We start from the raw sequence: 24,123 nt of genomic DNA, 5'->3' as shown, positions 1-24,123 counted from the left end.
GGACTTAGCATGAAATCAAACGTGAAACGGCTCTTCGCCGGTCCTTATATTCTCTGGATGATCGGTTTCACCATCATCCCGCTCCTGCTGATCGTATACTACGGTCTGACAACCAAAAGCGGGGCATTTACACTGGCAAATGTCTGTTCCATCACGACACCGGAGCATATGAAGGCGCTGCTCTTATCCCTGGGTCTGTCTCTGGCTGCGACCGCCATCTGCCTGCTTTTGTCCTATCCGCTGGCTTTGGTGCTGCGCCGCCGCGGCATTGGGGCAGGCAGCTTTATGGTATTCGTCTTCATCCTTCCGATGTGGATGAATTTCCTGCTCCGCACCCTCGCGTGGCAGACGCTCCTGGAGAAAAATGGCGTTATCAACGGCATTCTTTCCTTTCTCCATCTGCCAAACATTGCCATCATCAATACCCCGTGGGCGATCATTCTGGGTATGGTATACAACTTCCTGCCTTTCATGATTCTACCGATTTATAATGTGCTGGCAAAAATCGACGATAATACCATCAACGCCGCCAAAGACCTGGGTGCAAACAATTTCCAGACACTCATTCATATCTGGATTCCACTCAGCATCCCAGGCATCATCAGCGGCATTACCATGGTATTTGTCCCGGCGCTGACAACCTTCGTTATTTCCAGTCTCTTAGGCGGCAGCAAGATCCTGCTCATCGGAAATGTCATCGAGCAGGAGTTCACCAAGGGAAGCAACTGGCACTTAGGTTCCGGTCTCTCGCTGGTTCTGATGATTTTCATTTTACTGAGTATGGCGCTCATCGCCAAATACGATAAAGAAGGGGAGGGCAATGCGTTCTGATGAAACATAGCCGCTTAAAACAGTTTTTCCAGGACTTTTACCTGGCGCTCATCCTGCTCTTTTTATACATCCCGATCGTGACCATGATCGTTTTATCCTTTAACAACACAAAATCGAGAACCGTCTGGGGCGGTTTTACCACCCGCTGGTATACGCAGATGTTCCAGAATTCCGCCATCATGAATGCCTTAAACAATACGCTGCTCATCGCGTTTGCGTCGGCTCTGATCGCGACCGTCATCGGCACGATCGCCGCCATCGGCATCAACAGCATGAAACGGATTCCGCGCACCATCGTCATGGGAATCAACAACATCCCGATGCTGAACTCCGATATCGTAACCGGTATCTCCCTGATGCTGGCATTTATCGCGTTCGGTATCTCTCTCGGATTTAAAACCGTGCTGATCGCGCATATCACATTTAATATTCCATATGTGATATTAAGTGTCATGCCGAAACTCAAGCAGACGAACCGGTACACCTACGAAGCCGCTCTGGATCTCGGCGCCAGCCCGCTGTATGCTTTCTTCAAGGTCGTATTTCCGGACATCGTCCCGGGTATCCTCTCCGGCTTTTTGATGGCATTTACGATGTCCCTGGATGATTTTATCATCACGCACTTTACGAGAGGTGCCGGTATCGACACACTCTCCACCCTGATCTACAGCCAGGTGCGCCGAGGCATCCAGCCAACGATGTATGCCCTGTCCACGCTGATTTTCGTGGCAGTCCTGGTGCTCCTGCTGATCACCAACTTTGCCCCGGAGAAAAAATCCGCCGGCAATGCGACTGTGATTGACACAGAGACCATCAAGCGCCGCAAACGCAACAACCAGATCAAGAACGGCGTTCTGGGACTTGCCTGCACGCTGATTCTGCTTGTCGTTGGTGTCAGCACCTACAGCCGCTACACCACGACTCATTCAAACGAACTGTACGTCTACAATGCAGGCGAATATATTGATCCGGACCTGATTGAGGAATTTGAACAGGAAACCGGAATCAAGGTTACCTACGACGTATTTGAGACACTGGAAGAAATGTATCCGGTCATCGAAGCCGGCGGCGTCAACTACGATGTAGTCTGCCCATCCGACTACATGATTCAGAAAATGAAGGAAAATGACCTGCTTGCCGAACTCAACTTTGACAACATTCCAAATGTCAAAAACATTGACCCGCAGTACATGGAAATGTCCAAGCAGTTCGACCCGGAAAACAAATATTCCGTGCCATACACCTGGGGAACCGTCGGTATTCTTTATAATACGAAGCTCATCGAAGAAAAAGGACTTCCGGTTCCGACCAAATGGTCCGATCTCTGGAATCCGGCTTATAAAGGCGAGATCCTGATGCAGGACAGCGTCCGCGATGCCTTCATGGTAGCGCTCAAAAAAGACGGCTTCTCTGCCAACTCGACCGACGAAACCGAACTCCAGCAGGCAAAGCAGGATCTGATTGACCAAAAACCGCTCATACAGGCTTACGTCATCGATCAGGTACGTGACAAGATGATCGGCGGCGAGGCAGCCATCGGCGTCATCTACTCCGGCGAGATCATGTACATCCAGGATGAGGTAGCCGCACAGAACCTCCCATTCTCCCTGGAATATGTAATCCCGGAAGAGGGAACCAACGTCTGGCTCGATTCCTGGGTAGTTCCGAAAAATGCGAAAAATAAGGAAAACGCAGAAAAATGGATCAATTTTCTCTGCCGCCCGGATGTCGCAGTCAAAAACTTTGAGTACATTACCTACGCGACGCCAAACAAGGCAGCCAAGGAAATGCTGGACGAAGAAATCCAGAACAACAAAGCCGTCTTCCCAGATGCGAAGCAGCTGAAAAACTGCGAGGTTTACCGGTATCTTGGGGATGAGGCGGACGAGCTTTATAATAGTTTGTGGAAAGAAGTTAAGTCGGATTAAGGGACTTACTGCGTTATTCAAACATTCTGTTAAAGATAGAAAAAGGCGATACCTGGCTATGAAAACCAAGTATCGCCAATTTTTCTTGTCGCACTCCTGTACGGCAGCTACCCTATGTCAGTAATGTTCTCGTACTGTCTTATTGGGAACTTCCCTTCTGCTGGTTCTTTTCTTGATAGAAATTTCTTCTATCTATCCATAAAATTAAATATACATTTATATTGATTTTTCAATTCTAAGCGCTATACTATCTCTAAAAAAGGAGGTCACTCATGAAAATTGCAGTCCCTTATGAAAACGGAGAAATCTGCTCCCACCTGGCTCAGGTGAAAGAATTTTTAATTTTTGATGTAGTTGACGATGAGATTATTTCCACCAAAACCGTGAAACAGACCTATGCAAACGATCCCGGCGCGCTGGTCGAGTTTCTGAAAAAAGAAAATACTGCCGTCCTCCTCTGCGACGCCCTTCCGATCCCGATGATGATCGCCCTGCGCGAAACCAGCATCCAGGTTCTCGGCGGCGCCAAAGGCGCTCCTAAAGACCGCGTCGAAGACTTCTTAAACGGAATGCTTCACTTTGACCGGAGCGGAAATAACGGACCATCCTGCGGCGTCCACCTGCCGGACAACAATAAAAATGGCACTGACTCCGACGCCGAATGCGACGGAAATATCAGTGCCTGTGGGACTTGGTGCCACTAATTCCTGTTTCATCTGAGACGTTGATGACGCACGTGTGGGAGAGAATCCACCTTATTTCCACTGGAGGTGATGCAGATGCCCCTCCGTATTCATCTTCTCAAACCCATTCTGCCGCAGCGCCTCATACAGAATGATCGCCACCGAGTTTGACAGATTCAGAGAGCGCGTCTCACCCCACATCGGGATGCGGACGCAGCGCTCCGGGTCTTCGATCAGGAGTTCTTCCGGGATGCCGCGGCTTTCCGGTCCGAACATGATATAGCAGTCCGGATCGTAGTGAACGTCCGTATACACCTGCGTCGTCTTCGTGGTCGCCATATACGGGCGCGCGCCCGGATTCTTCTCCAGAAAATCTTTAAAATCGCTGTAAACTGTCACATCCAGATGCGGCCAGTAATCAAGACCCGCTCTTTTTACCATTTTATCATTCAATTTAAAACCGAGAGGCTCGATCAGATGAAGCCGCGTGTTCGTTGCCACGCAGCTTCGTCCTATATTTCCTGTATTCATCGGCATCTCCGGTTCATAGAGTACAATATTTAACATCTTTCTTCTCCATTTCCGGTCTTCCTATTTCATTGCAGCAGCGCTGCATCTCTATCTCTTCATCACCGCCGGCAAAACTTCCTGCAAGTCTGCCCTATTCCAAAGCGATTTCTACGCTTCTGTCTTTCCATCCAGCCGTGCCACAAACCGCTTGATGCGCTCGATCGCCTTCTGCAGATCCTCCAGCGAATACGCATAGGAAACACGCAGATAGCCCTCGCCGCAGTCTCCAAACGCGGTGCCCGGCACAAGCGCCAGCTTCTCTTCCTGTAACAGGCGGTTTGCGAATTCATCCGAGGTCATGCCAAACCGTTTGATGCACGGGAACATATAAAATGCTCCATACGGCTCGAAACAGTCCATGCCGAGCCCCCGGAACTCTCTCAAAAGATAGCGGCGGCGCTCATCGTAGGCTTTCTTCATGCGGGCAATGTCCTCATCGCCATTCCGCAGGGCGTCAACCGCTGCATACTGGCTGGTGGTCGGCGCACACATAATCGCAAACTGATGGATTTTCAGCATCTGTTTTAAGATAAGCGCTGGAGCCGCCGCATAGCCGAGACGCCACCCGGTCATCGCATATGCCTTGGAAAATCCGTTGATCAACACCGTGCGATCACGCATCCCGGAAATCTCCGCGATGGAAACGTGCTTGCCACTGTAGGTCAGCTCGGAATAAATTTCATCACTCAGCACAAACAGATCCTTCTCCTCAATCACCTTCGCGATCGCCTCCAGATCGGTGCGGTTCATGATCGCGCCCGTTGGATTGTTCGGGAATGGAAGAATCAGCACCTTTGTTTTCGGTGTGATTTTCTCCAGCAGCTTCTCCGGCGTCAGACGGAACTCATCCTTCTCCTCCAGCTCGATAATGACCGGCGTACCGCCCGCCAGCACCGTACACGGCACATAGGAAACGTAACTCGGCTGCGGAATCAGAACCTCATCGCCCGGATTGAGCATCGCGCGCAGGGCGATATCAATCGCCTCGCTGCCGCCGACTGTTACCATCACTTCTGTATTCGGATCATACTCAAGACGCTGACGACGTTTCAGATAATGGCAGATCTCCTGGCGCAGTTCCTTTAAACCAGAGTTCGACGTATAGAAGGTACGTCCTTTTTCCAGCGAATAAATGCCCTCCTCGCGGATATGCCACGGTGTATCAAAATCCGGTTCGCCCACGCCCAGGGAGATCGCGCCCTTCATCTCGCTGACAACGTCAAAAAACTTCCGGATTCCGGACGGCGGAATATTTACAATCGTATCTGATAATGGGTTTCTCACGGAACAATCAACATCCTTTCATCCTGAGGACCGTCGCAGAGAACGGTACCATGGTCTTTGTATTTTTTAAGAATAAAATGGGTCGCGGTACTCAGCACAGAATCGATCGTGGAAAGCTTTTCTGCCACAAACTGTGCAACTGCACGCATGGTTTTCGCCTCGATCATAACGGTAAAATCATAGCCGCCGGACATCAGGTATACCGAGGTCACCTCGCTGTACTGATAGATTCTCTCGGCAATCTTGTCAAAGCCCATCTCGCGCTGCGGCGTTACCTTTACTTCGATCAGTGCAATGACCTTCTCCTCATCTGTATTATCCCAGTTAATCAGGGTATGGTAACCGCAGATGATATGTTCATTTTCCATTTCGGCGATCTCCGCCGCGACCGCAGCTTCATTTTCCCCGAGTAAATCCGCCAGCTCTTTGACGCTGATGCGGCTGTTTTTTTCAATGACCGCTAAAATTCTCTCTCTCACTTTACTACCTCCTGTTAATGGGATTTTGGTAAGTCTTTCATTTTATCTATCTCATCCGGTTTTGGCCGGTCAAGAAAGCTATGTACTTCGCCGCTGTAAATCTCGCGTCCGATCGCGGTGCGCGTCCGACCGATGAGCGCCGCCGGAATGCCCTCTCTCTCCAGATTCTTTAGCAGTTTCGGACCGCTAGACGCCGTCAGCAGAATGCAGCCCTGGGACTGTAAACGGTATGGATTGAGGTCAAATACCTCGCAGACCTCCACCGTCTCCTGGCGGATCGGAAGTTTCCTAAGATCCATCTCAAATCCGAGTCCGAATCCATCAAAAAAATGCCACAGCGCTGCCATGACACCGCCCCCGCCCGCCGGATACCACGCAGATGCGCCGAGACGGGTCAGCACTTTCCGCTCTTTATGTGCAGCAAATGCCTCCAGAAGCGGAGACGGATTCCATTTCTCATAGAGATTCTGGCATTCTCTCACATACCGTGCAGAAAATCGGTTCAAAAGCGCCGCCTCGCCGCTTTTTGCCGCCATCGAGGTACCAAGAAGCGCGGTGTAACCGACCGCCAGAAGATCCTGCTCGGCTTTCATCTCCCCGTATGCCTCGAAAATTTCATCTTTTATGTTCATTCTGATTCCTTTCCCAGCTTCACATTCAAGTACAGTAATTTTCTGCGTTTACCACGCCATGTTACCACAAATCTCTGCTCTCATACCATCACTATATATGATCCGATATAAGCTATCACTCCATCGGCGGCGCTGCTTCCTGCGCCGGACCGGCTGGTCCCTGCGGCTGTGCCGGGGTCGGCTCCTGTGCTGCCGGTGCTTCCGTCGGTGCCGGAACCGGATTTTCCGGCTGTGGCGTCTCAGGATGCGGTGTCTCAGGCTGCGGTCCAGCCGGAACCGCCGGTGCCGCAGCTGCAACGGCCGGACCTACACGGTAGATCGCCTTCGATGCCATATAGGTATCCGTCTGCAGCAAGGTTTTCTCCGTCTCCACGCCGTCCACGTAGACGTATTTCCAGAGCCGTGACTGCAGCCCATAGTGCGCCGACTGTTCCTTCACCCTCGCACCCGGCTTCAAAGATGCGTCCACCTTTGTGATCGGCTCGCCCGGATCCTTCTTCGACAGTGTCTCCGAAACGTATTTGATCGTCCGGTTTGCCGGCCGTGTCTCTTTTCCATATATCGTAAATGAAATAGTCCCGCCGTTCACTGCCCCTTCCATATAGATCGGGGTATCGTATGGATTTTTAAATTTCAGATCCTTATAAGTACCCGCGATCGCCGAATCCTGCGATGCCGGAACGTAAGTAACAATCATCGAATGATTCTGGCGCTGGGTGATATCCATCTCCGCCAGAAGCGCTGCATTGTAGAGCGTCGTGCAGATCTGGCAGGCGCCACCGCCGACCGTATCGACTACCTGACCGTTCGCATAAGAACCTGCCGATGCATAGCCATTTTCCACCGTAAATGGGGTCAGCCATGTATAAGCCGAAAATTCTTCTCCCGGCATCAGAACCGTGCCGTTGATCTTCGCCGCACCGTTCCGCAGATTCTTGGAACGCGACACATTTCCCGGGTTGAATCCGGTACTGAATGTTCCAAGTGCATCCTGAATCGTAGATAATGCCTCTGTCGTGCGGGTCGGCTCTGCATTTTTGACTGTTGCATCCACCGAAACCGGTTCCGAAAGACCGCCCGCGAGCGCCTCATTCAGTGCTTTTGTCGTCGCATCTATGTCCACTTCCTGTCCCGCCGAAGACTGGCTGACCTGAAAGACTCCATTTTCATGCGTGATCACAGCGTCCTGCGGCGCTGTCGTAAATTCCGCGCACCGGGTCTGCACAAACTCGGCAACCTTCGCTTCATCGACCGCTGTCTCAATCTGCAGATCCACGCCGGACTGCTCTAATTCCTTCTGATTCAGATACCGGCGCAGAAGATTTCCGCCGGAAAGTTTCTCCACTTCCTCATCAATCTCGTTCTGGTTGACCCAGGAAAATCCCAGCTCCGCCGCCGTCGTCTGAACCTCATGACCTTCTACCCGGATCGAAATGGTCTGATTTTCCATCTCCCCGATCGATTTCTCAATCGTCTGATCCGCCTCTTCCCGTGTCATCCCGGAAAGATCAAACCCACCGACCTGAAAGCCCGTGGGAATCGTCCCCGCTGACGCGGTGCCCGTACCGGCTATAAGCAGTCCCATCACTGCCGCACCGCATACGCCTGCCATCCAATTTCTTTTTTTCATCATCTACCGAACCTTTACATCATAAGACCTGCCAAAATGGTTCCCGCTACCATCGCTACTACTACGATTATAATAACAACCGCTGATACGATCTGGCGTGTTTTCTGATTTGAAAATTTAAACATATCTCTCACCTCTTCTGCATTCTGCCATGCTGCGCGATAATCTGATCCGTAAGTCTCGAAATCTCATTTTTCGAAAGCGAATCAATCTGCGCAGATAAATTTATTCTATGATATTTTAGTAATTCCCGCAAGACTTCTTTTTGCTTTTTTGACGCGGGCTGTTCGCGTTTTACCTTGTAAATCAAAGGCTGCGGTGCAAACACCTCCGGCACTTCCAGAAAATACCTGTTTTTAAGCTCCTGATACAGATGGTGCGCCGCCAGCGCATCCGAAAGCGCCCGATGGCTCTCGCCCGGATCCACCGTAAAATACCGGCACGCGGCTGCCAGATTCTTTTTTTCCTCCTCTGGCATAAAATGGCGGCAGATTTTCAAGGTATCAAGCCCCGCATGCTCAAATGTATACTTCCGGTTGACCGCCGCCCGCTTGAGAAAGCTGAAATCAAAGATAACATGATGCCCCAGAAGCGGCAGCTCCCCGCAGAATGCCAGAAGTTCCGGCAAAACTGTATCCAGCACCGGCGCATCCTTCAAATCATCGTCACAGATTCCCGTCAGCTCCCGGATGCGCGCATCCAGCTCCCGCTCCGGGTTGACAAACGTCGAATACGTCTGCACCACGGTTCCATCTTCCACCCGCGCCGCGCCAATCTCGATGATCCGCTCGGTCTTGGGATTTAACCCTGTTGTCTCCAGGTCAATCGCTATATAAGAATTGTCTGTTTTTTCCATTTTATTTATCCATCGTAACTGTTCAGTACCTTCACAGTCACGCGCAAAAATCCATTAAAAATTGCCTACGGCAATGGGATTTTTGCCTGCTGGCCCCTGTTTTCGTACGGTCAGCGCAGTAAATGCACAGACCTACTGAACAGTTTACTATCCATCTAATTTAAAATATGGCTGTCTTACATTTCTTCTCGTTCGCAGATGTTCAGACTGCCGCCATCCGCAATTTCTTTTTCCTGTCTTTCTCTGGAAAATCCCATTTCTCACTATATTTCATCCTGGGAAATGGAAAATGCCGCCGCATTGCCAAACAGAGCATCCCGGTTTTTGTAATCAAACAGCACAAAGCTTCCGTCTTCCATCCGCTCTAAATGCGCCATTTTCGCCATCTGCCTGGAATCGTATGCCTCGTAGCCCTTCAAATAACGGCGTTCCTTCGCCTCGCGCATGAAAAACTGCTTCGTCTCGTTCTTCCACTCCGACGGATCCGGGGCAAAAGATGGACGGCTCTTGACGTTTTCACGGAGGTAGAGGTCATAAATGAGAAGATCCTGATAGGAAATTTCTTTGTTTCCCCATTTCTGAATAAACAGATACAAAATCTCATACCGTGCCAGCCGGTTATGGCTCACTCCATTCAGTCCCTCTTCCTCATAAAATGCCGCCAGGCGGTCATACAAATCAAACGCATCGCCCCATTCCTGCGACAGGCATTTCATCGTGCGGCGGAACTGCCCGCTGTTGTAATAGACCTCGACCATCTCTTCCACACCCTTGAGACGGATCACCTCTTCATAGGAAAGCCAGTTGGTTCTAAGCACCTCATACGGCGGCTTGCTCTGGCTGAGCAGACCGTATTTCTGCTTCATTTCTTCCATATAGGAACCTTTCAGCACCTTCAGAAAGCCGAGCTGAAGCTGTTCCGGCTCCATTTTGTATACATCGTTGAAGGAACGATGAAAGCTCTCGATATCCTCATACGGAAGCCCCGCAATCAGGTCGAGATGCTGATGGATGTTGCCAAAGGTGTTGACCTGCGCCACACGGCGCGCCACCTTGTCTAGATCCATCGTCCTCCGGATCTCCTTCACAACCACCGGGTTCGTCGTCTGCACGCCGATTTCCAACTGAATCAGCCCCGGACGCATCTGTTTCATCAGTGCCAGCTCGTCATCATCCAGAAGATCCGATGAAATTTCAAAATGGAAGTTGGTAATTCCATTATCGTGTTCCAGCAAATACTGCCAGATCGCCATCGAATGGCTCTTTTTGCAGTTAAACGTCCGGTCTACGAACTTTACCTGCGGCACCTTCCGGTCAAGGAAAAACTGCAGCTCCCTGGTTACCAGCGAAAGGCTGCGGAACCGCACTTTTTTATCAATCGAGGACAGACAGTAACTACAGGAAAATGGACATCCACGGCTGCTCTCATAGTAGATAATGCGGTGTTCCAGCCCGCTTAAATCTCCGTAGGAAAATGGAATGTCGTCCAGATTCATGAGCGGCGCCGGACGATGGACCTCGATGATGCCATCCGAACGGCGTAGGACAATGCCTGGGAGCTCTGAAAAACAAACCTCCGTCCCGCACTCACACGCCTCCACCAACCGCGTAAAGGTCTCCTCGCCTTCGCCCTGCATGATCAGCTCGACCTCCGGCAGCTCATCCATCAGGTGAACCGCGTCATACGAAGCCTCCGGACCTCCCATCCAGATGCGGACCTGCGGAAGAACCTTTTTCAAATCGTGGATCAGTTCCTTCACGTAAACGATATTCCAGATATAACAGGAAAATCCCACCACATCCGGTTTTCTCCGGTAAATATCCTGCAGAATCTGATCCATCTGGTGGTTGATGGTGTACTCGCCGAGATCGATCTGGATTTCCGACACGGTTTTCGTTCGATTCGCGCCTTTTGCTGCCTCCGAAACCATTTCCATTCCAACAGCCGCACCCTGCTCATCCTTCTGTCCCAGCCCCAGCCGCTCCATCGCATACCGTCTTAGGCTGTAAATTCCCAGATTTGAATGTATATATTTGGCATTAATCGCCGCCAATAAGTACCGCATCGTCTCACACCTTCAAAATATGATAGCCAGCCGCCTTATTGAGCCGGTTCATAATCGCCCGTCCTAAATTGTCTTCCGAAAATCCTTCCGAAAAGATATATTCCGCGCCACGATCGTCGAAATCCCGCAGAACCGCATACAGGTTGTGTGCAACAGTCTCCTGACGCGCCCGCGCACCGATGCTTTCCAGCATCCCCGCCGGGTAACGGTCTTTCGTCTCGTCCGTGCAGATAATTCCAACCTTGCGCCCTTCTGCCAGCTTTTCGCCTGCCAGGCGGTTGATCGTCTCCACAACTGCCTCCGTCTCGCCCTCGACCAGTGTCAGATCGGCTTTCGGTGCATAATGGCGGTATTTCATTCCCGGTGCTTTCGGGCGCACGTCCGCGCTGACTGGTCCTAAAATCGCCGGATCAATGCCGACTTCCCCGACCGTTTCACGCAGCATCTCCACGGTAATCGCACCCGGTCTTAAAACCATCGGCATTTCCTCCGTAACATCCACGATCGTCGATTCCAGACCAATTCCAACCGGACCGCCGTCGATGATCGCATCGATCTTTCCGTCCATATCCTGAAGCACGTGATCCGCACGCGTCGGGCTTGGGCGTCCCGATGTATTCGCACTCGGAGCCGCGATCGGCACGCCGGACAGACGGATTAACTCTGCCGCGATCGGATCAGACGGCATCCGGATTGCCACCGTGTCAAGCCCGCCGGTCGTTCCATACGGCACGATCGCGCTCTTAGGAAATACCATCGTCATCGGTCCCGGCCAGTATGCCTTTGCAAGCTTTTTGCCATTTTCCGGCATATTCGATACCAGCGGCGCGATCTCCTCCAGACAGGACACATGCGCGATCAGCGGGTTGTCAGATGGGCGTCCCTTCGCCGCATAAATCTTCTTCGCTGCCGCCTCATCCAGCGCATTCGCGCCCAGGCCGTACACAGTTTCCGTCGGAAATGCCACCAGACCGCCCGCGCGGATGATCGCTGCCGCCTTCTCAAGCACCTCCCGGTCATGCGCCGTAAAGTCCTTTGGATTTTCTATCTTCCACATCTGGGTGTGAAGTTCTTTTTTGGTTTCGTTTTGCATATTGATTCTTCTTTCTACTATCTTACAATGAATAAATCTATCTTCCGTACTAAGCTCGAAAATACCTCGCTAAGTACTCCTAGTATGCGCGGCATGACTCGTACTAAGCTCGAAAATACCTCGCTAAGTACTCCTAGTATACACAAGATTCCTCGCCAGTTCAAGGTTTCAGCGCCCATTCAGATACTCCATAATCCCCATATGCAGCGTATACGCCACGCGGTCCTGATATTCTTCTGTTTTCAGCAGTGCCGCCTCTTTCCAGTTAGACAAAAATCCGCACTCGACGATGACAATCGGACATTTGACGTGGAGCAGGAGATAATAGCTGTCATTCGGTTTGGCTTTTCTGCGGTTCTGGTCTCCCAGCGCATAGTCGAAGCGCTTCTGCAGTATTTCCGCCAGCCGTTTCCCCTTCTCTGACTTCCGGTAATAAAATACCTGCGCACCGGATACGTCCTCCTGGTGGTAGCTGTTCTGGTGGATGCTGACGACCAAATCCGCGCCGGATTCCTCGACGCGGGCGCAGCGGTTTTTCATGTCGGACATTTTCCGGCTTCCGGCTGACGTATCGTAAAGTCCCCGGTCATCCTCCCGGCTCATCACGACCTCCACATCCGACTGCTCCAGATACCATTTCAGGCGCTTCGCGATCGCCAGATTGATGTCCTTTTCCAGGCTTCCGTCCACACTCACCTTTCCCGGATCAAAATCCCCATGTCCGGCGTCCAAGAAAACAACCGGCTTTTTCTTCCCAAGCACAGCGTCCGCCCCCGCTGACGCCAGCCCCGCATACCGTGCCGCCAGAAAGACGCCGCAAAATAAAAGAAGGCAGACTGCCAATTCCACTGACAGCCGCCTTCGCATTTGTTTTAGAAACGGGTGTGTTTCAAACCATTCGTTCAAGTGCACCGCTCCTGATGCATTCTTATAATATCTATATTCGCCTTGTTCGCGGCATATCCCGCTATTTTCTAATTCCAATCCCGGCTCCTACTGCTGTGCCTCCGCTACATCCTTAAACCCAAGTCCAAAAATGCCCGAGGTTTCCTTCACAATCACAAACGCATTCTCATCCGTCTCCGCAATAATGCGTTTTAAACGATTGAACTCCGTTTTGCGGACGGTACATAAAACCACCGTCGTGTCCTCGCCGCTGTAGCCGCCCTTGCCCGGAAGCAGCGTTACCGTACGGTCAATTTCCTTAATGACTCGTTCTGCGATTTTCTGCGGGTATTTCGTCACGATCGACGCCTCGCTTCCGGCATCATTTCCGTAGATGATCATGTCGATGACCTTCGTCTGCGCGTACAGGGAAATCAGTCCGAACAGTGCCGCATCAACATTTCCAAAGACGAAGATCGAGGTGGAGAGGATGATTCCATCGATCATCATCAGGGCGCGCCCGATCGAGACATGCGGATATTTCTTCTGGAGCAGGTAGCCGACCACATCGCTGCCGCCCGTCGTCGAACCGGACAGAAAGATGAACGCCATGCCGACGCCGACCAGAATGCCGCCGTAGAGACTTCCCATAAGCTGGTCGCCCATATAAACCGGAAAGACCGGGGCGATCACGTAGTCAAGCACCACCGAACAGATTCCGCACGCAAACGCCGTCCGCAGCGCAAAGGCACGGCTCAAATGAAACCACGCCAATATTAAAAGCGGCACATTGACCATCAGTGTCAGCCGTCCGACCGGCAGGTTCGTCACATGGTTTAACATCAGTGCCACGCCGACCGCACCGCCCGGCGCAATATTCGCCGTCTCAATAAAGCTGTGCGTGCCGATACTGTAGATAAATGCGCCCAGAATCAGATATAAAAAATCTTTTACAGAATATTTTCCAATGTATTTCTCCATTTCTGCATTTCCTCCTGTTATTCTGTCTGAGCGTTCCATCCTTTCCGGGCTGATTCTGCTGGTTCTGCTTCCCGCATCGTCCTCAATTTTCCGTATCTATCCTCCATCGCTCAGATTTCTTTTTCCTGTTTTTCCTTCGCCTTTTCGCCCCGCAGCTGGCTCGCCTTTCTCTGCAGCGTCTGCCTCGGCACATCCAGAATCCGCGCTGCCTCAGATATATTTCCGTGCGCCGCCTCCAACGCCTGCCAAATCAGTTTTTCCTCATAGGCAGCCACCGCCTCACGAAGCGACGAGCAGAGTTTTGGAACTTCTTCCAGGCTTTCCGGCGTCTTTTTCCTGTCCGCCTGCTTTTCCAGCAGAAGCTTTCCCTTGATGTCTTTATACTGGAGCAGGGCGCTCGTCTCGTCCACCATGCTCATGCCGTAAACGATCACGTGTTCCAGCTCCCGGACATTGCCCGGCCAGTCATATTCTTCCAATTTTTTTAGCAGATCCTTTGACACATACTGAACCTGCTTGTGGAACGTGCCATTGTGTTTGTTTACATAAAACTTGACAAAATGTCCAATATCCGCCTTCCGTTCCCGCAGCGGCGGAATCCGGATCGACATCATGCTCAGACGATAATAAATATCGCGCCGAAGCTGTCCTTTCTCGATCGCCTCAAGCGGTTCCACATTGGTCGCCGCAATGATCTTCACATTCGTGCGTTTCGTCTCACTGCCGCCCAGGCTGCGGAAACTGCCGTCCTGCAGAACCCGCAGAAGCTTTGACTGCAAAAACAGAGGCATCGAATTGATCTCGTCGAGGAACAGTGTTCCGCCGTCCGCCAGCTCAAAGAGTCCCTTATTTTCCATTGCCCCGGTAAACGCGCCCTTGGACGTTCCAAATAAGATACTTTCGAGCAAGGTATCCGGCAGCGCCGCACAGTTCTGCGCGATAAACGGTTTATCCCTCCGTTCACTGGCATTGTGGATCGACTGTGCAAACACCTCTTTTCCGGTTCCCGTTTCCCCATAGATCATAACCGGCAGATCGCACGCCGCCACCACCGGTATATAGTCTCTGGCATTTTTCATTTTTTCATCCACTGCGATGATATCTTCCATCGTAAAAGATGCGCCGCTGTGTTTTTTCAACTTTCCAGCGCCGCCGACCGGGATCTGTTCCGAAGTCAGTTCCACACTCTCCGGCTCTTCCTCGCCGTCTGTCATCTCCTCCATCGACAGATCGATCGCGCCCACCACGGCGCGCCCGCTCTTGATCGGAATCGAAAGAGAGCTGATATGGATGCCCTCCTGCCCCTTGGTCTGCAGCAGCTGGTTTTCCACGTAAACCGGCAGTCCGACCTCCATCGCCCGGATCATGCTGCTGTTCTTAGCGTTCAGGTTTTCAAATACATCGAAAAAATTTTGTCCCACCAGCGCCTGGTAAGCTTCTCTCTCTTTCCGGTTTGAAAATTTACTATTTAACTTTGCTGAAAACAGAATCTCGCCATCCAGGTTGATGATCGTGATTCCGTCAATATATCCTTTTCCATGAAATAACTGTCTTAAAAACTCCATGCATTTCTCCCCTGTCTGAAACACCGCTGACCGGAATCACGCGCCAAGTCTCACGGACGTTCGACTTGAATCTGCGTTCATCCGGCCGGACAACGGTGTTATGTTTACACCTGTTCCAAGTGTATCAGAGGAAACAGGCAAAGACAAGTTTATCCGATCTCCTCCACACCTGGGCGATCCAGCGGAAGTTTCAGCCACCACCATTTAAATACGATATTTGCGATGATGCATGCTGCCATGATTACCAAATAGATGCCGATAAACTTCCAATGGCTGCCATTTAAGAGCATCATCGGTCCCATCGACCACGCAAACATCTCTGCCGGAGTTGTAAACGGCGCTGCAAATGCAGTATCGTTCAGCGTCTTGGAGCGGTTTTCCGGATCAACGATTCGAAGAAGGATGAAGCCGATCGCAAAAACGCCCGTTGAATAGCCAAATACGAAGATCGCGCGCTCAAACCAGCTGCCGCGGTTCATCGCCGGACCAAAGAACATCAGAGTTGCCACTACGATTACAATACCGCAGAGCAGAAGAAGTGCCAGCGGAGCTGCATATTTAACGATAACTGCCAGTTTGATGGAAGCGATTCCGAAAAACACCAGATAATCCGTCGCAGTACCGGAGATACGTCCCACTACATTTTCATCAATATAATCACCGACGCCGACTTTTCGGAAAACGAGGAACATCACGATCGCGGTCAAAAATGCCATCAGGTAATTCGGCAGATCCAGACCGATCGCTGCATAGATTCCCTTGCTGAGTCCCACACCGATACCGGATGCGATCAGCATCACTGCCAGATGCCATGCCAGCGGATCCAGGACGTTGGATGAAATAGTTTCCTCGCCCATCGACTTGCGCTCATTTTTGGGCACCAGACCACAGCGCAGATCATCGGAGATCTGATTGAAGCCTTTCATATATTTGGTCCAGCCCTTTTTCGTTCCCAGCTTGATGAAGAACAGACCGCCAAAGATACCCGATAAAATACCAACAGTTGCACAGGTCATCGCGATATCCATTGCATCCAGATCACCCAGTCTCTCAAACGCGGTACCAACAGCCGCTGCCGTTCCGTGTCCGCCGGAGAAACCAGCTGCCAGCAGCAGACCGAAGCCATAGTTAATGTTCGGGAATAATTTCGAAATTACTAAAATACTAAACAACGGTGCCAGTGAGAACTGAATCGCCTGTGCCAGCACTTTATAGGAAAAATAAGAACCAATCCGGTCAATTTCCGCTTTAAAATCTTTCTTATTGAAAGAAAATCCATTAATTCCGACACCTGCGAAAATCAGGATAATCAGAACACTTGCATAAGAACCAATATTTTCAGAAAACGGCAGGATTCCCAGTCCCTGCGCCCCGAGTGCCAGCGCGATAAATCCGGCAATCATGCTTGGCGGAATGAAAAATTTCTGTACCAACGGCACTTTTGCACGTAAAAGCTGACCAACCGCGATAAAAAACGATGCGATCGCAAAGTCCACTAAAATGTCTGTAACACTCACAGATACCCCTCCTATTCTTCTGTATCAAATGCGCCTCCAGCTATTTCCCATCCGGAAGCGCTTCTATTCTCCCCTCAAATGGCAGAGCGCTTTTCATCCGTATCCCCATACGTTTCACGAAAAGCGTTCTGCCGGTATCCTTTATCTGAAAATCACTTTTCTAATTTGATAAAGTTATCCGAATGGCTCTTGGTTGCCGACGGAGCCAGATCCAGTTTCTGATCTGCGATCTCTAAGATGTCTTCCGGACGAACCCACGGTCTGCCCTGGATGGCACTTGTCTCCTCATGGGTTAAGTATCCCTTGTAGGTGGTTAAGCTGCGGCGCAGGAAACCATCCTTTGCACATGCCTGCGCCACGCCATTGTTGATGATGCTTCTGAAGTGCGGCAGTACGGATGCTGCGTATGCGATCGAGGTAGACTGGGAAATTGCACCCGGAATGTTGCTTACGCAATAATGTACGATGCCCTCTTCGATGTAGCGCGGATTTTCATGGGTGGTCTCATGGAACGTCTCGATTGCACCATAATCGTTGCTGATATCTACGATAACGGAACCTTTCTCCATCGAGCGGACCATCTCGCGGTCGATCATGTATTCTTTGGCATCCTTCGGCCATCTAACACAATTATACACGACATCGATCTCCGGTAAAATCTTTTTCAGATTATAACGGTTGGAAATCTGGGTATTGACTTCCTCATTGAACTGTTTTCCGATATCACGCAGGGTTCCGATATTAATATCCATAACCGTTACCCACGCGCCCAGCGCATGAAGAACAGAGATTGCTGCGCGTCCTACCACGCCGCCTCCAATGACCAGCGCCTTAACGCCCGGAGCACCGCCGAGACCGTTGACGAATTTGCCCTTGCCGCCGTTGATGGAGAGCAGGGATTCCAGACCAAAAAGTGCGCCCGCCTTACCAGCTGCCTCGCAGTTCGGTGAACCGTAACGGTGGGAATCTTCTGCGGTAAATGCAATACACTTGCTGTCGAGAAGTGCCTGTACCTCCTCCGGATGTGCTGCCGGATGGATGCAGGTAAATACGATCTGGTTTTCACGGAGCAGCTTGTACTCGCACGGTTCAAACTCTTTTACCTTTGCGACGAAATCGCAGGTTGCATAAATTTCTTCCTTTGTATCAACCAGCTTCGCGCCCTCTTTCACATATGCCTCATCCGAGAATCCAGAACCTTCGCCCGCGCCCTTCTGAACGTAAACCTCATTGCCGTCACCTACCAGCATGCTTACCTCTGCCGGGGTTGCGATGACACGGTACTCGCCTACTTTGATGTCTTTCAATACGCCAACTTTCATAATGTGTTCCCTCCATGTAATATATTTTTCTTTTTGCTTGATACTTTTGCTTGATACTCATATATACAGCAAGTTCCGTGCCAACTTTTACGTTTTTCGATTTTATTTAATATTTTTCTTTTTTATTTTCCAAAAAATTCGAGGTTTTCCTTGTAAATACAAGGTTTTTGTCGAATTAAAATTTTTATTTATTTTTTTGATAACCTTCCAGGAATGACTCGTTCTTGTCTCATTTTTTTCATAATGCAAAAAAAATGACTCATTTATGAGCTTTTATGTGCTCATAAATGAGTCATTCAAATTTTATTTTTAAGTCATATGCCGATTTTTGAGTCTTTCATTTCCAGGGTGCTCATTTTCATTTCTGCGCTTTCGCTGATAAACTTTTTATTTTTTCGCACCAAGTTTAATTCCTACTGCCCAACTTCCGCCGCTGCCAGCTTTCGCGACTCCGTCAGCGTCTTTCCCTCGCGCAGATGAACCACCACGCGCTCCAGTTCCGCCGGATCTGCATAATTCGAATGGTTCACTGCATTGTACAAACTCCGCAGACTTTCCCTCGTACTGAATATCATCCGAAATAACGTGTCCTTGTGATCCCGCCTTGCTCTTGCGTAAGTTCCTTTTTTCATAAATTCTCCTTTCTGTCAGGAGAATTTCTTCTGCTTTGTAACACTCCCGTCACCTCACAGTCAGAGCAAAACCCATCGAAAATCTCCTGCTTTTCAATTGTTACTTAATTGGATAAGCATAAGATTTTCTCAGATTCATAATTAGATTGGAATGTAAGATATACTTGAAATGTTTACAAAGAAAAATATATGCTTGATATGATAAATGTAACATATCCGAACCCATGATGCAAGGTATATAGTTCTAAATTGTCCATCCGTTCAAAAGATGGATTTGCCGGATTCGGTCATTGCATCCGCAAAAAAGGAAGCAGGTGAGCAAACCATTTAAGACCCCCTCACCTGCTTTTCTTATACCTTGATGTTGTCTTTGAAGTATTTCTCCCAAGAAATCTTGAACGCTTAATGGGGTCTGACCCCATTAACTTCATTCACTTTTTGGCTGTGTAGCTAAGGATACCACAATTAATATAATCAATGCTATCGGGAATGCTACAAAAATTGTCTGTAATCCAAATGGAGAACCGGTTGCCTCCCAGATAATACTTAATCCACATCCAACAATCATGGATGAAATACCTCCCGCTTTTGTAGCTTTTTTCCATATAAGCGCTCCAACAACTGCTGGTGTAATTCCCGCTCCATATATTGTATAGGACCAGTACTGAATTGCCAGAATCGATGGGAAGAAAGTCAAAATAACATAAGCGACAATACCCGCAATCAAAATAAACGCACGGCTGACTTTAAGTTCTTCTTTTTCAGTTGCATTCGGATTGATTTTGCTATATAAATCAATACAGAAATTAGCTGCTGCAGACAATAGGTATGAATCACCTGTGGTAATAGTAAATGCTGCTGCAGCAGAAAGTACAATACCACCTATAATCGTAGGAAGAAGAGTTGCTGCACCGATCAATGCCTGTCCTGCTGCAATACTGGTTCCAAAATACTGACGTGAAATGAATGCATAGCATGCAACAACCGGCATAATAACAAAACAAGCAAGCATAGTGCCCATCAGACCAACACGAGCTGTTTTTACATCCTTCGCTGCAACAATTCTCTGATAATAGTTCTGATCGGAACAAGTCAGAAGAATCAGCGGAAGATATCCGCCAACCCATTTAAGAAGCGTCTGACCGCCGAAGAACGTAAGGCTTTCCGGATCGTTGGCCTGTGCAGAAGAAATAACCCAATCCCAGCCACCTACTGTACTAATCAGAACCGGTAAGCCAATTGCAAGGCCACCTACCATCAAAAATGCGGACATTGCATCTGTCGTAGCAACTGTCTTCAATCCACCAGAAAGGGCTAGTACAATAACAAGTGCACAACAGATTATTGTACAATAAGTAGTTGGAATACCAGTTGTAGCGTTTAAAATAAATCCAAGACCTCGATACTGATAAGAAACGATAGAAACCATCGCAAGTGCTATGATAACCGCTGATATTGTTCTAGCTTTAGAACCATATTTCGTTTCAAGAAGCTGTGATACCGTGTAGCAGTTGCTTTCCCGGATTTTAGGGGTCAGATAACATAAAACACTCATACTGATAACCGGACAAATCGTAAAAAACAAACCACTCCACAATCCATAATTAAAAGCTAGGCTATTTCCACCACCGGTTACTGTACCACCACCTGTATATGTAGCCAAAATCGTACCAACTGCTACAATCTTTCCAAGGCCTCTTCCTGCTAAGAAAAAATCTTCTTTTCCTTCTTTTTTTACAGCTGCTTTCTTTGCGAAATAAGCTCCCGTTCCAACCAGAGCAAGTAAATAAACAATAACAACCAGAAGCATTTTAGGCTGAGCAATTAATTCATGCATAATGTATCCTCCTTTAATGTCAATATCATTTTCCATATTCTATACTAAAAGACCTTCTTTATATACCGCCGATAAATGTTCTGTAAACGCATGTAAATCTACCAATGGATTGGCATCCAGAACTACAATGTCTGCAATTTTTCCTTCTTCTAAAACACCTCTGTCTTTCACCCCTAGTTCCTCCGCTGCAGCCAAAGTTGCACAGCGAATCACCTGAGCAGCTGACATTCCATTTTCCTGCATTGCAACTAATTCTTTAAATATGGATGGGTGCGGGCCGAAATTCGGAGAACCTGCATCACTTCCCGCAACAATCTTCGTACCGATTTTCATGGCTGCTGAAAAAGCCTTTTTTTGATTTTCCTCAACAGCTGATGCCTTCTCTACGATAACATCTGCGATCATTCCTTTTCCTCGAGCCAGTTCTTTATATACCTGCAGAGTCGGAACCCACACCTGCCCATTTTCTTTCATCTTATGAAGAAGTTCCTCATCTAATGCACCTCCGTGCTCAATTGTATCAATTCCGGCATCAATACATTTTGAAATAGCATCTCGTGAAAGCGCATGTGCTGCGACCTTCATATTTAGACGGTGTGCTTCATATGTAATCGCCTTCAACTCATCCGGTGAATACATACATGGACCTACATCTTCCAATCCAGCTGCGCCTCCACTCGCCATGATCTTAATCCAATGAAGGGGTGGAATGCTCATCTCGATATTATAACCTTTCAAACGTTTAATTTTATCAATCAACTGCTCCTTTGTATTCGCAATATAGCCAATCATCGGACAATGTCCATAGGAACCTTGAATTGCACTTCCCGCCGGAACAATATGACTTCCTTTAATCAGTCCAATATTCACAGCTCTTGCCAGAGGAATCGAGCAATCATCATTACAGCCCAAATCGCGTACAGTCGTTACCCCGTTCTTTAAGGATTTTTCCGCCGAAGAAACACCTTTGGCAAAATTTAAATAGTTTCCGTCCCGTACAGTCTCATACATGGGGTCCTTGGCTGTTCCTTCCCATACAAGATGCACATGAGCATCCATAATACCTGGAATCAGATATTTTCCACTGCAGTCCACCTTCTTTGCTTCAGTCGGCGCCTTTTCCTGAACTGATGCAATTTGCTTACCAGTAATTTTTAAATCTGCCTTGATAAATTTTCCTGTTCTTACATCCAGAATTTTACCATTAACCAAATAGAATTCTTCCATACTTCCAACTCCTTCCTGATTTTTCAATCAATGTTGAATATAAATATCCGTAGCCAAAATCAAAAGAATGTAATAAAATGAGGATTAAGAATAATTATTTTGATGAACAGATTATAAAAAAAATATAAACTGATTACTTCGTATATCTGATACAATATCAAAAAAACATCTTGTGCAGAATGCACAAGTAGAAAGGAGTCCCTTATGCTATCATTCCTATCATTCATGCAAAAGCTTTCTGCTTATCACGCTTTAAAAAAAGAAAGCATCCTCTATCCAGATTCCCCAATTTTTCACGTTCAAAACAACCTCCCTGTAAGAGAAACATTTACAGAAGCTACCGCATATATTATTCATTCTGATGATTGCCTTCAAATCCCCAAAGACAACCAAAATATACTTTGGATCATTTTGCCGAACGGCACAGATGACACAGAAATCCCTGATTGGATCGAAAACTATGTTATGCTGGCTGAACCTACCATTCAAACTGAGCTTACATTCCAGCTGCAGCATATACTAAAAGTAGAGCGACGAATCGAAGAAGCTCATTACAAACTCAGCCAATGCCTGCTAAACCGTAAAGATGTGAATACCATCCTATCTACAGGTGCAGAACTTCTCGAAAACCCCTTATTTTTATCGGATACATCCACCCGTGTTCTTCACTGGTCTGATCTGAACGAACTAAAGAAAGTTGATGACGAACTAATTCAATGCATCATCAAACACAATTTTGTAACCTCCGATCTATTCGAAAAATACGACTATAAAACACTTCTGCCCAGTATCGAACAAACCGAACATGCCTTTATTGAACATTCTAATTACCAGAAGAAGAAAGAACGTCTGATTGTAAAAATTGTTATTGAGCACCGATATTTTGGCTGGATCGTAGTGATTCCACAGAAACGTCCCTTTGAAGACGGCGATTGTCAAATACTAGATATTTTGGCAAACGTCCTATCGTTAGAATTAGAGCGAAATAAAATAGGCTTTGCACTCAGTTATCGTGAAAATCTTCTATTTGAACTTATTTCCGGACGCATCGGCAATCAGGAAGAATTTAATTTACGGGCAAAAGGATTTGGCTGGATTCCGGGAGAACACTTCTATACCATGGCTATTGGCTTCCGGGATGCGTACCAATCGGACAATCAAGAACGTTCCATCACTGCTTACAAAAATCATCTTGGTATGATTTATCCAACCTATAAAGCAGTCTGTATCGGCAATATCTTATATCTGCTTCTTGAAACCGAAGATCTGGAATCAGTTGCCAATAACTTGGATAACTTCTTTCAAACTTATCATCTGGCCGCTGGTTGCAGTCACCATTTTTCAAATATCATTGAATTTAGTGCATCTGTAGAACAATCCTTAGAGATTCTACGAATTGGAATGAAACAGAATCCAAGGCAGAATATCTATCGATTTCAGGAATACAATATGCCTTACCTGGTTTCCACTTTGAAAAAATATAGTCAGCCGAACTATTTCTGCCTTCCAGAAATACTCAGATTACAGGCCTATGATCAAGAATTCGGAACCGATTATTTAGATACATTACAAACCTACCTCTTCTTCCGCAATGTAATAACTGCAGCAAATCATCTTCACATTCACAGGAACACTATGAATTACAGAATCCAAAAAATCATTGAAATTACGGGGTTAAAGCTTACCGAAGGCGAGGATTTGTATAAAATATGGCTTAGCTGCCTCATTCTTGGTGTTAATGGGTTCTGCCCCCATTAACTTTGAATCACTTTTTCTTTACCATGCAGCGTTTCTTAAAGAATGAAATACCATGCAAAGAATCTGACCAACGCCCCCACTGTGTATCACACACAGCGAGGGCTTTTTTTGCACTCCAGGAGTTCATTTTATTTCCGTCATAAACTATACACTTCCACCATAAGCCGTATCCCAACTTTCAGACCTTCCTGCTCCTGCTTCAGCTTCTTCCGGTCTCCACCGGGCTTTCTGACTTTATATGCTCTTTTCTCTCCCATAATTATTCGTGCAGCTCCAGCGGCAATCCGTCCGGGTCAAGGCAAAATCAAAATATAAAATTGTGAACTACTCGGTAACTAAGTTACCAG

The 24,123-nt window shown here is 48.2% G+C and carries 20 protein-coding genes; 4 read left to right on the top strand and 16 right to left on the bottom strand.

Annotated features, from left to right (window positions below):
* Positions 1-9 precede the first annotated feature (9 nt).
* The 3 genes from DXB70_RS10555 (at position 10) to DXB70_RS10545 (ending at position 3,463) form a co-directional block, all read left to right on the top strand.
* Entirely contained in the window at positions 10-831 is an 822-nt protein-coding gene (locus DXB70_RS10555; RefSeq protein ID WP_022358845.1) for an ABC transporter permease, read from the top strand.
* Positions 831-2,759: an extracellular solute-binding protein gene (locus DXB70_RS10550; protein WP_118673276.1), complete on the top strand. Its 1,929-nt coding sequence runs from the start codon at positions 831-833 to the stop codon at positions 2,757-2,759. The genes DXB70_RS10555 and DXB70_RS10550 overlap by 1 nt, the downstream gene beginning before the upstream one ends.
* Before the next feature lie 272 nt (positions 2,760-3,031).
* Positions 3,032-3,463 (top strand): NifB/NifX family molybdenum-iron cluster-binding protein, encoded by a 432-nt coding sequence (locus DXB70_RS10545; RefSeq protein WP_118469322.1) that lies wholly within the window; start codon positions 3,032-3,034, stop codon positions 3,461-3,463.
* A gap of 51 nt (positions 3,464-3,514) precedes the next feature.
* Here the strand turns inward: DXB70_RS10545 and trmL are convergent, their stop codons facing one another.
* The 16 genes from trmL to DXB70_RS10465 all read right to left on the bottom strand — a co-directional run bounded on the left by trmL (position 3,515) and on the right by DXB70_RS10465 (position 22,018).
* A complete protein-coding gene (gene trmL / locus DXB70_RS10540) occupies positions 3,515-4,009 on the bottom strand; it encodes a tRNA (uridine(34)/cytosine(34)/5-carboxymethylaminomethyluridine(34)-2'-O)-methyltransferase TrmL (RefSeq protein WP_022358848.1) in 495 nt (164 codons plus the stop codon).
* 111 nt (positions 4,010-4,120) lie between these two features.
* A complete protein-coding gene (locus tag DXB70_RS10535) occupies positions 4,121-5,296 on the bottom strand; it encodes an aminotransferase class I/II-fold pyridoxal phosphate-dependent enzyme (RefSeq protein ID WP_118673275.1) in 1,176 nt (391 codons plus the stop codon).
* A complete protein-coding gene (locus tag DXB70_RS10530; RefSeq protein ID WP_022358850.1) occupies positions 5,293-5,775 on the bottom strand; it encodes an Lrp/AsnC family transcriptional regulator in 483 nt (160 codons plus the stop codon). The genes DXB70_RS10535 and DXB70_RS10530 overlap by 4 nt, the downstream gene beginning before the upstream one ends.
* A gap of 14 nt (positions 5,776-5,789) precedes the next feature.
* On the bottom strand, positions 5,790-6,407 hold the full coding sequence (locus DXB70_RS10525) for an AIR synthase-related protein (protein ID WP_243015256.1): 618 nt from the start codon (positions 6,405-6,407) through the stop codon (positions 5,790-5,792).
* Between the two features lie 115 nt (positions 6,408-6,522).
* A complete protein-coding gene (locus tag DXB70_RS10520; protein ID WP_243099948.1) occupies positions 6,523-8,040 on the bottom strand; it encodes a VanW family protein in 1,518 nt (505 codons plus the stop codon).
* Positions 8,041-8,167: 127 nt separating this feature from the next.
* Positions 8,168-8,893, bottom strand: coding sequence for a 3'-5' exonuclease (locus tag DXB70_RS10515; RefSeq protein WP_118673274.1), 726 nt, complete (start codon positions 8,891-8,893; stop codon positions 8,168-8,170).
* Positions 8,894-9,156: 263 nt separating this feature from the next.
* Positions 9,157-10,959 (bottom strand): B12-binding domain-containing radical SAM protein, encoded by a 1,803-nt coding sequence (locus DXB70_RS10510; RefSeq protein ID WP_118673273.1) that lies wholly within the window; start codon positions 10,957-10,959, stop codon positions 9,157-9,159.
* Between the two features lie 4 nt (positions 10,960-10,963).
* Positions 10,964-12,016, bottom strand: a complete 1,053-nt coding sequence (locus DXB70_RS10505; protein ID WP_181357271.1) for an L-threonylcarbamoyladenylate synthase — start codon at positions 12,014-12,016, stop codon at positions 10,964-10,966.
* 204 nt (positions 12,017-12,220) lie between these two features.
* Positions 12,221-12,958 carry an N-acetylmuramoyl-L-alanine amidase gene (locus tag DXB70_RS10500; RefSeq protein ID WP_333489847.1) on the bottom strand — a complete coding sequence of 246 codons (738 nt, stop codon included), beginning with the start codon at positions 12,956-12,958 and terminating at the stop codon, positions 12,221-12,223.
* An 87-nt stretch (positions 12,959-13,045) separates the two neighbouring features.
* On the bottom strand, positions 13,046-13,918 hold the full coding sequence (locus DXB70_RS10495) for a YitT family protein (RefSeq protein WP_107001826.1): 873 nt from the start codon (positions 13,916-13,918) through the stop codon (positions 13,046-13,048).
* 110 nt (positions 13,919-14,028) lie between these two features.
* Positions 14,029-15,483 (bottom strand): sigma 54-interacting transcriptional regulator, encoded by a 1,455-nt coding sequence (locus DXB70_RS10490; protein WP_118293786.1) that lies wholly within the window; start codon positions 15,481-15,483, stop codon positions 14,029-14,031.
* Positions 15,484-15,632: 149 nt separating this feature from the next.
* A complete protein-coding gene (locus DXB70_RS10485; RefSeq protein ID WP_022358860.1) occupies positions 15,633-17,000 on the bottom strand; it encodes a sodium/glutamate symporter in 1,368 nt (455 codons plus the stop codon).
* Between the two features lie 152 nt (positions 17,001-17,152).
* Positions 17,153-18,322: an alanine dehydrogenase gene (locus DXB70_RS10480; RefSeq protein WP_118673272.1), complete on the bottom strand. Its 1,170-nt coding sequence runs from the start codon at positions 18,320-18,322 to the stop codon at positions 17,153-17,155.
* Positions 18,323-18,735: 413 nt separating this feature from the next.
* The gene (locus DXB70_RS10475; RefSeq protein ID WP_118673271.1) at positions 18,736-18,954 is read right to left on the bottom strand and encodes a hypothetical protein; all 219 of its coding nucleotides are present in this window, start codon (positions 18,952-18,954) and stop codon (positions 18,736-18,738) included.
* 427 nt (positions 18,955-19,381) lie between these two features.
* Positions 19,382-20,791, bottom strand: coding sequence for a sodium:solute symporter family protein (locus DXB70_RS10470; protein ID WP_182448449.1), 1,410 nt, complete (start codon positions 20,789-20,791; stop codon positions 19,382-19,384).
* Positions 20,792-20,830: 39 nt separating this feature from the next.
* Positions 20,831-22,018, bottom strand: a complete 1,188-nt coding sequence (locus DXB70_RS10465) for an amidohydrolase family protein (protein ID WP_107001821.1) — start codon at positions 22,016-22,018, stop codon at positions 20,831-20,833.
* A gap of 204 nt (positions 22,019-22,222) precedes the next feature.
* Here DXB70_RS10465 and DXB70_RS10460 point away from each other — a divergent pair, with 204 nt between their 5' ends.
* Positions 22,223-23,776, top strand: a complete 1,554-nt coding sequence (locus tag DXB70_RS10460; protein ID WP_118673269.1) for a helix-turn-helix domain-containing protein — start codon at positions 22,223-22,225, stop codon at positions 23,774-23,776.
* Positions 23,777-24,123: the final 347 nt, after the last annotated feature.

The sequence above is a fragment of the Clostridium sp. OM05-5BH genome, from assembly GCF_003481505.1.
Taxonomy (GTDB): domain Bacteria; phylum Bacillota; class Clostridia; order Lachnospirales; family Lachnospiraceae; genus Otoolea; species Otoolea fessa.
Note: the sequence above shows the minus strand (reverse complement) of the source record. Positions and strands in the feature narration are given on the sequence as shown.

Bases quoted from the DNA above. Each gene is read 5' to 3' on its own strand.
- DXB70_RS10555 (WP_022358845.1), top strand. From the start codon at position 10: ATGAAATCAAACGTGAAACGGCTCTTCGCCGGTCCTTATATTCTCTGG.
- DXB70_RS10550 (WP_118673276.1), top strand. From the start codon at position 831: ATGAAACATAGCCGCTTAAAACAGTTTTTCCAGGACTTTTACCTGGCG.
- DXB70_RS10545 (WP_118469322.1), top strand. From the start codon at position 3,032: ATGAAAATTGCAGTCCCTTATGAAAACGGAGAAATCTGCTCCCACCTG.
- trmL (WP_022358848.1), bottom strand. From the start codon at position 4,009: ATGTTAAATATTGTACTCTATGAACCGGAGATGCCGATGAATACAGGA.
- DXB70_RS10525 (WP_243015256.1), bottom strand. From the start codon at position 6,407: ATGAACATAAAAGATGAAATTTTCGAGGCATACGGGGAGATGAAAGCC.
- DXB70_RS10520 (WP_243099948.1), bottom strand. From the start codon at position 8,040: ATGATGAAAAAAAGAAATTGGATGGCAGGCGTATGCGGTGCGGCAGTG.
- DXB70_RS10515 (WP_118673274.1), bottom strand. From the start codon at position 8,893: ATGGAAAAAACAGACAATTCTTATATAGCGATTGACCTGGAGACAACA.
- DXB70_RS10510 (WP_118673273.1), bottom strand. From the start codon at position 10,959: ATGCGGTACTTATTGGCGGCGATTAATGCCAAATATATACATTCAAAT.
- DXB70_RS10505 (WP_181357271.1), bottom strand. From the start codon at position 12,016: ATGTGGAAGATAGAAAATCCAAAGGACTTTACGGCGCATGACCGGGAG.
- DXB70_RS10495 (WP_107001826.1), bottom strand. From the start codon at position 13,918: ATGGAGAAATACATTGGAAAATATTCTGTAAAAGATTTTTTATATCTG.
- DXB70_RS10490 (WP_118293786.1), bottom strand. From the start codon at position 15,483: ATGGAGTTTTTAAGACAGTTATTTCATGGAAAAGGATATATTGACGGA.
- DXB70_RS10480 (WP_118673272.1), bottom strand. From the start codon at position 18,322: ATGAAAGTTGGCGTATTGAAAGACATCAAAGTAGGCGAGTACCGTGTC.
- DXB70_RS10475 (WP_118673271.1), bottom strand. From the start codon at position 18,954: ATGAAAAAAGGAACTTACGCAAGAGCAAGGCGGGATCACAAGGACACG.
- DXB70_RS10470 (WP_182448449.1), bottom strand. From the start codon at position 20,791: ATGCATGAATTAATTGCTCAGCCTAAAATGCTTCTGGTTGTTATTGTT.
- DXB70_RS10465 (WP_107001821.1), bottom strand. From the start codon at position 22,018: ATGGAAGAATTCTATTTGGTTAATGGTAAAATTCTGGATGTAAGAACA.
- DXB70_RS10460 (WP_118673269.1), top strand. From the start codon at position 22,223: ATGCTATCATTCCTATCATTCATGCAAAAGCTTTCTGCTTATCACGCT.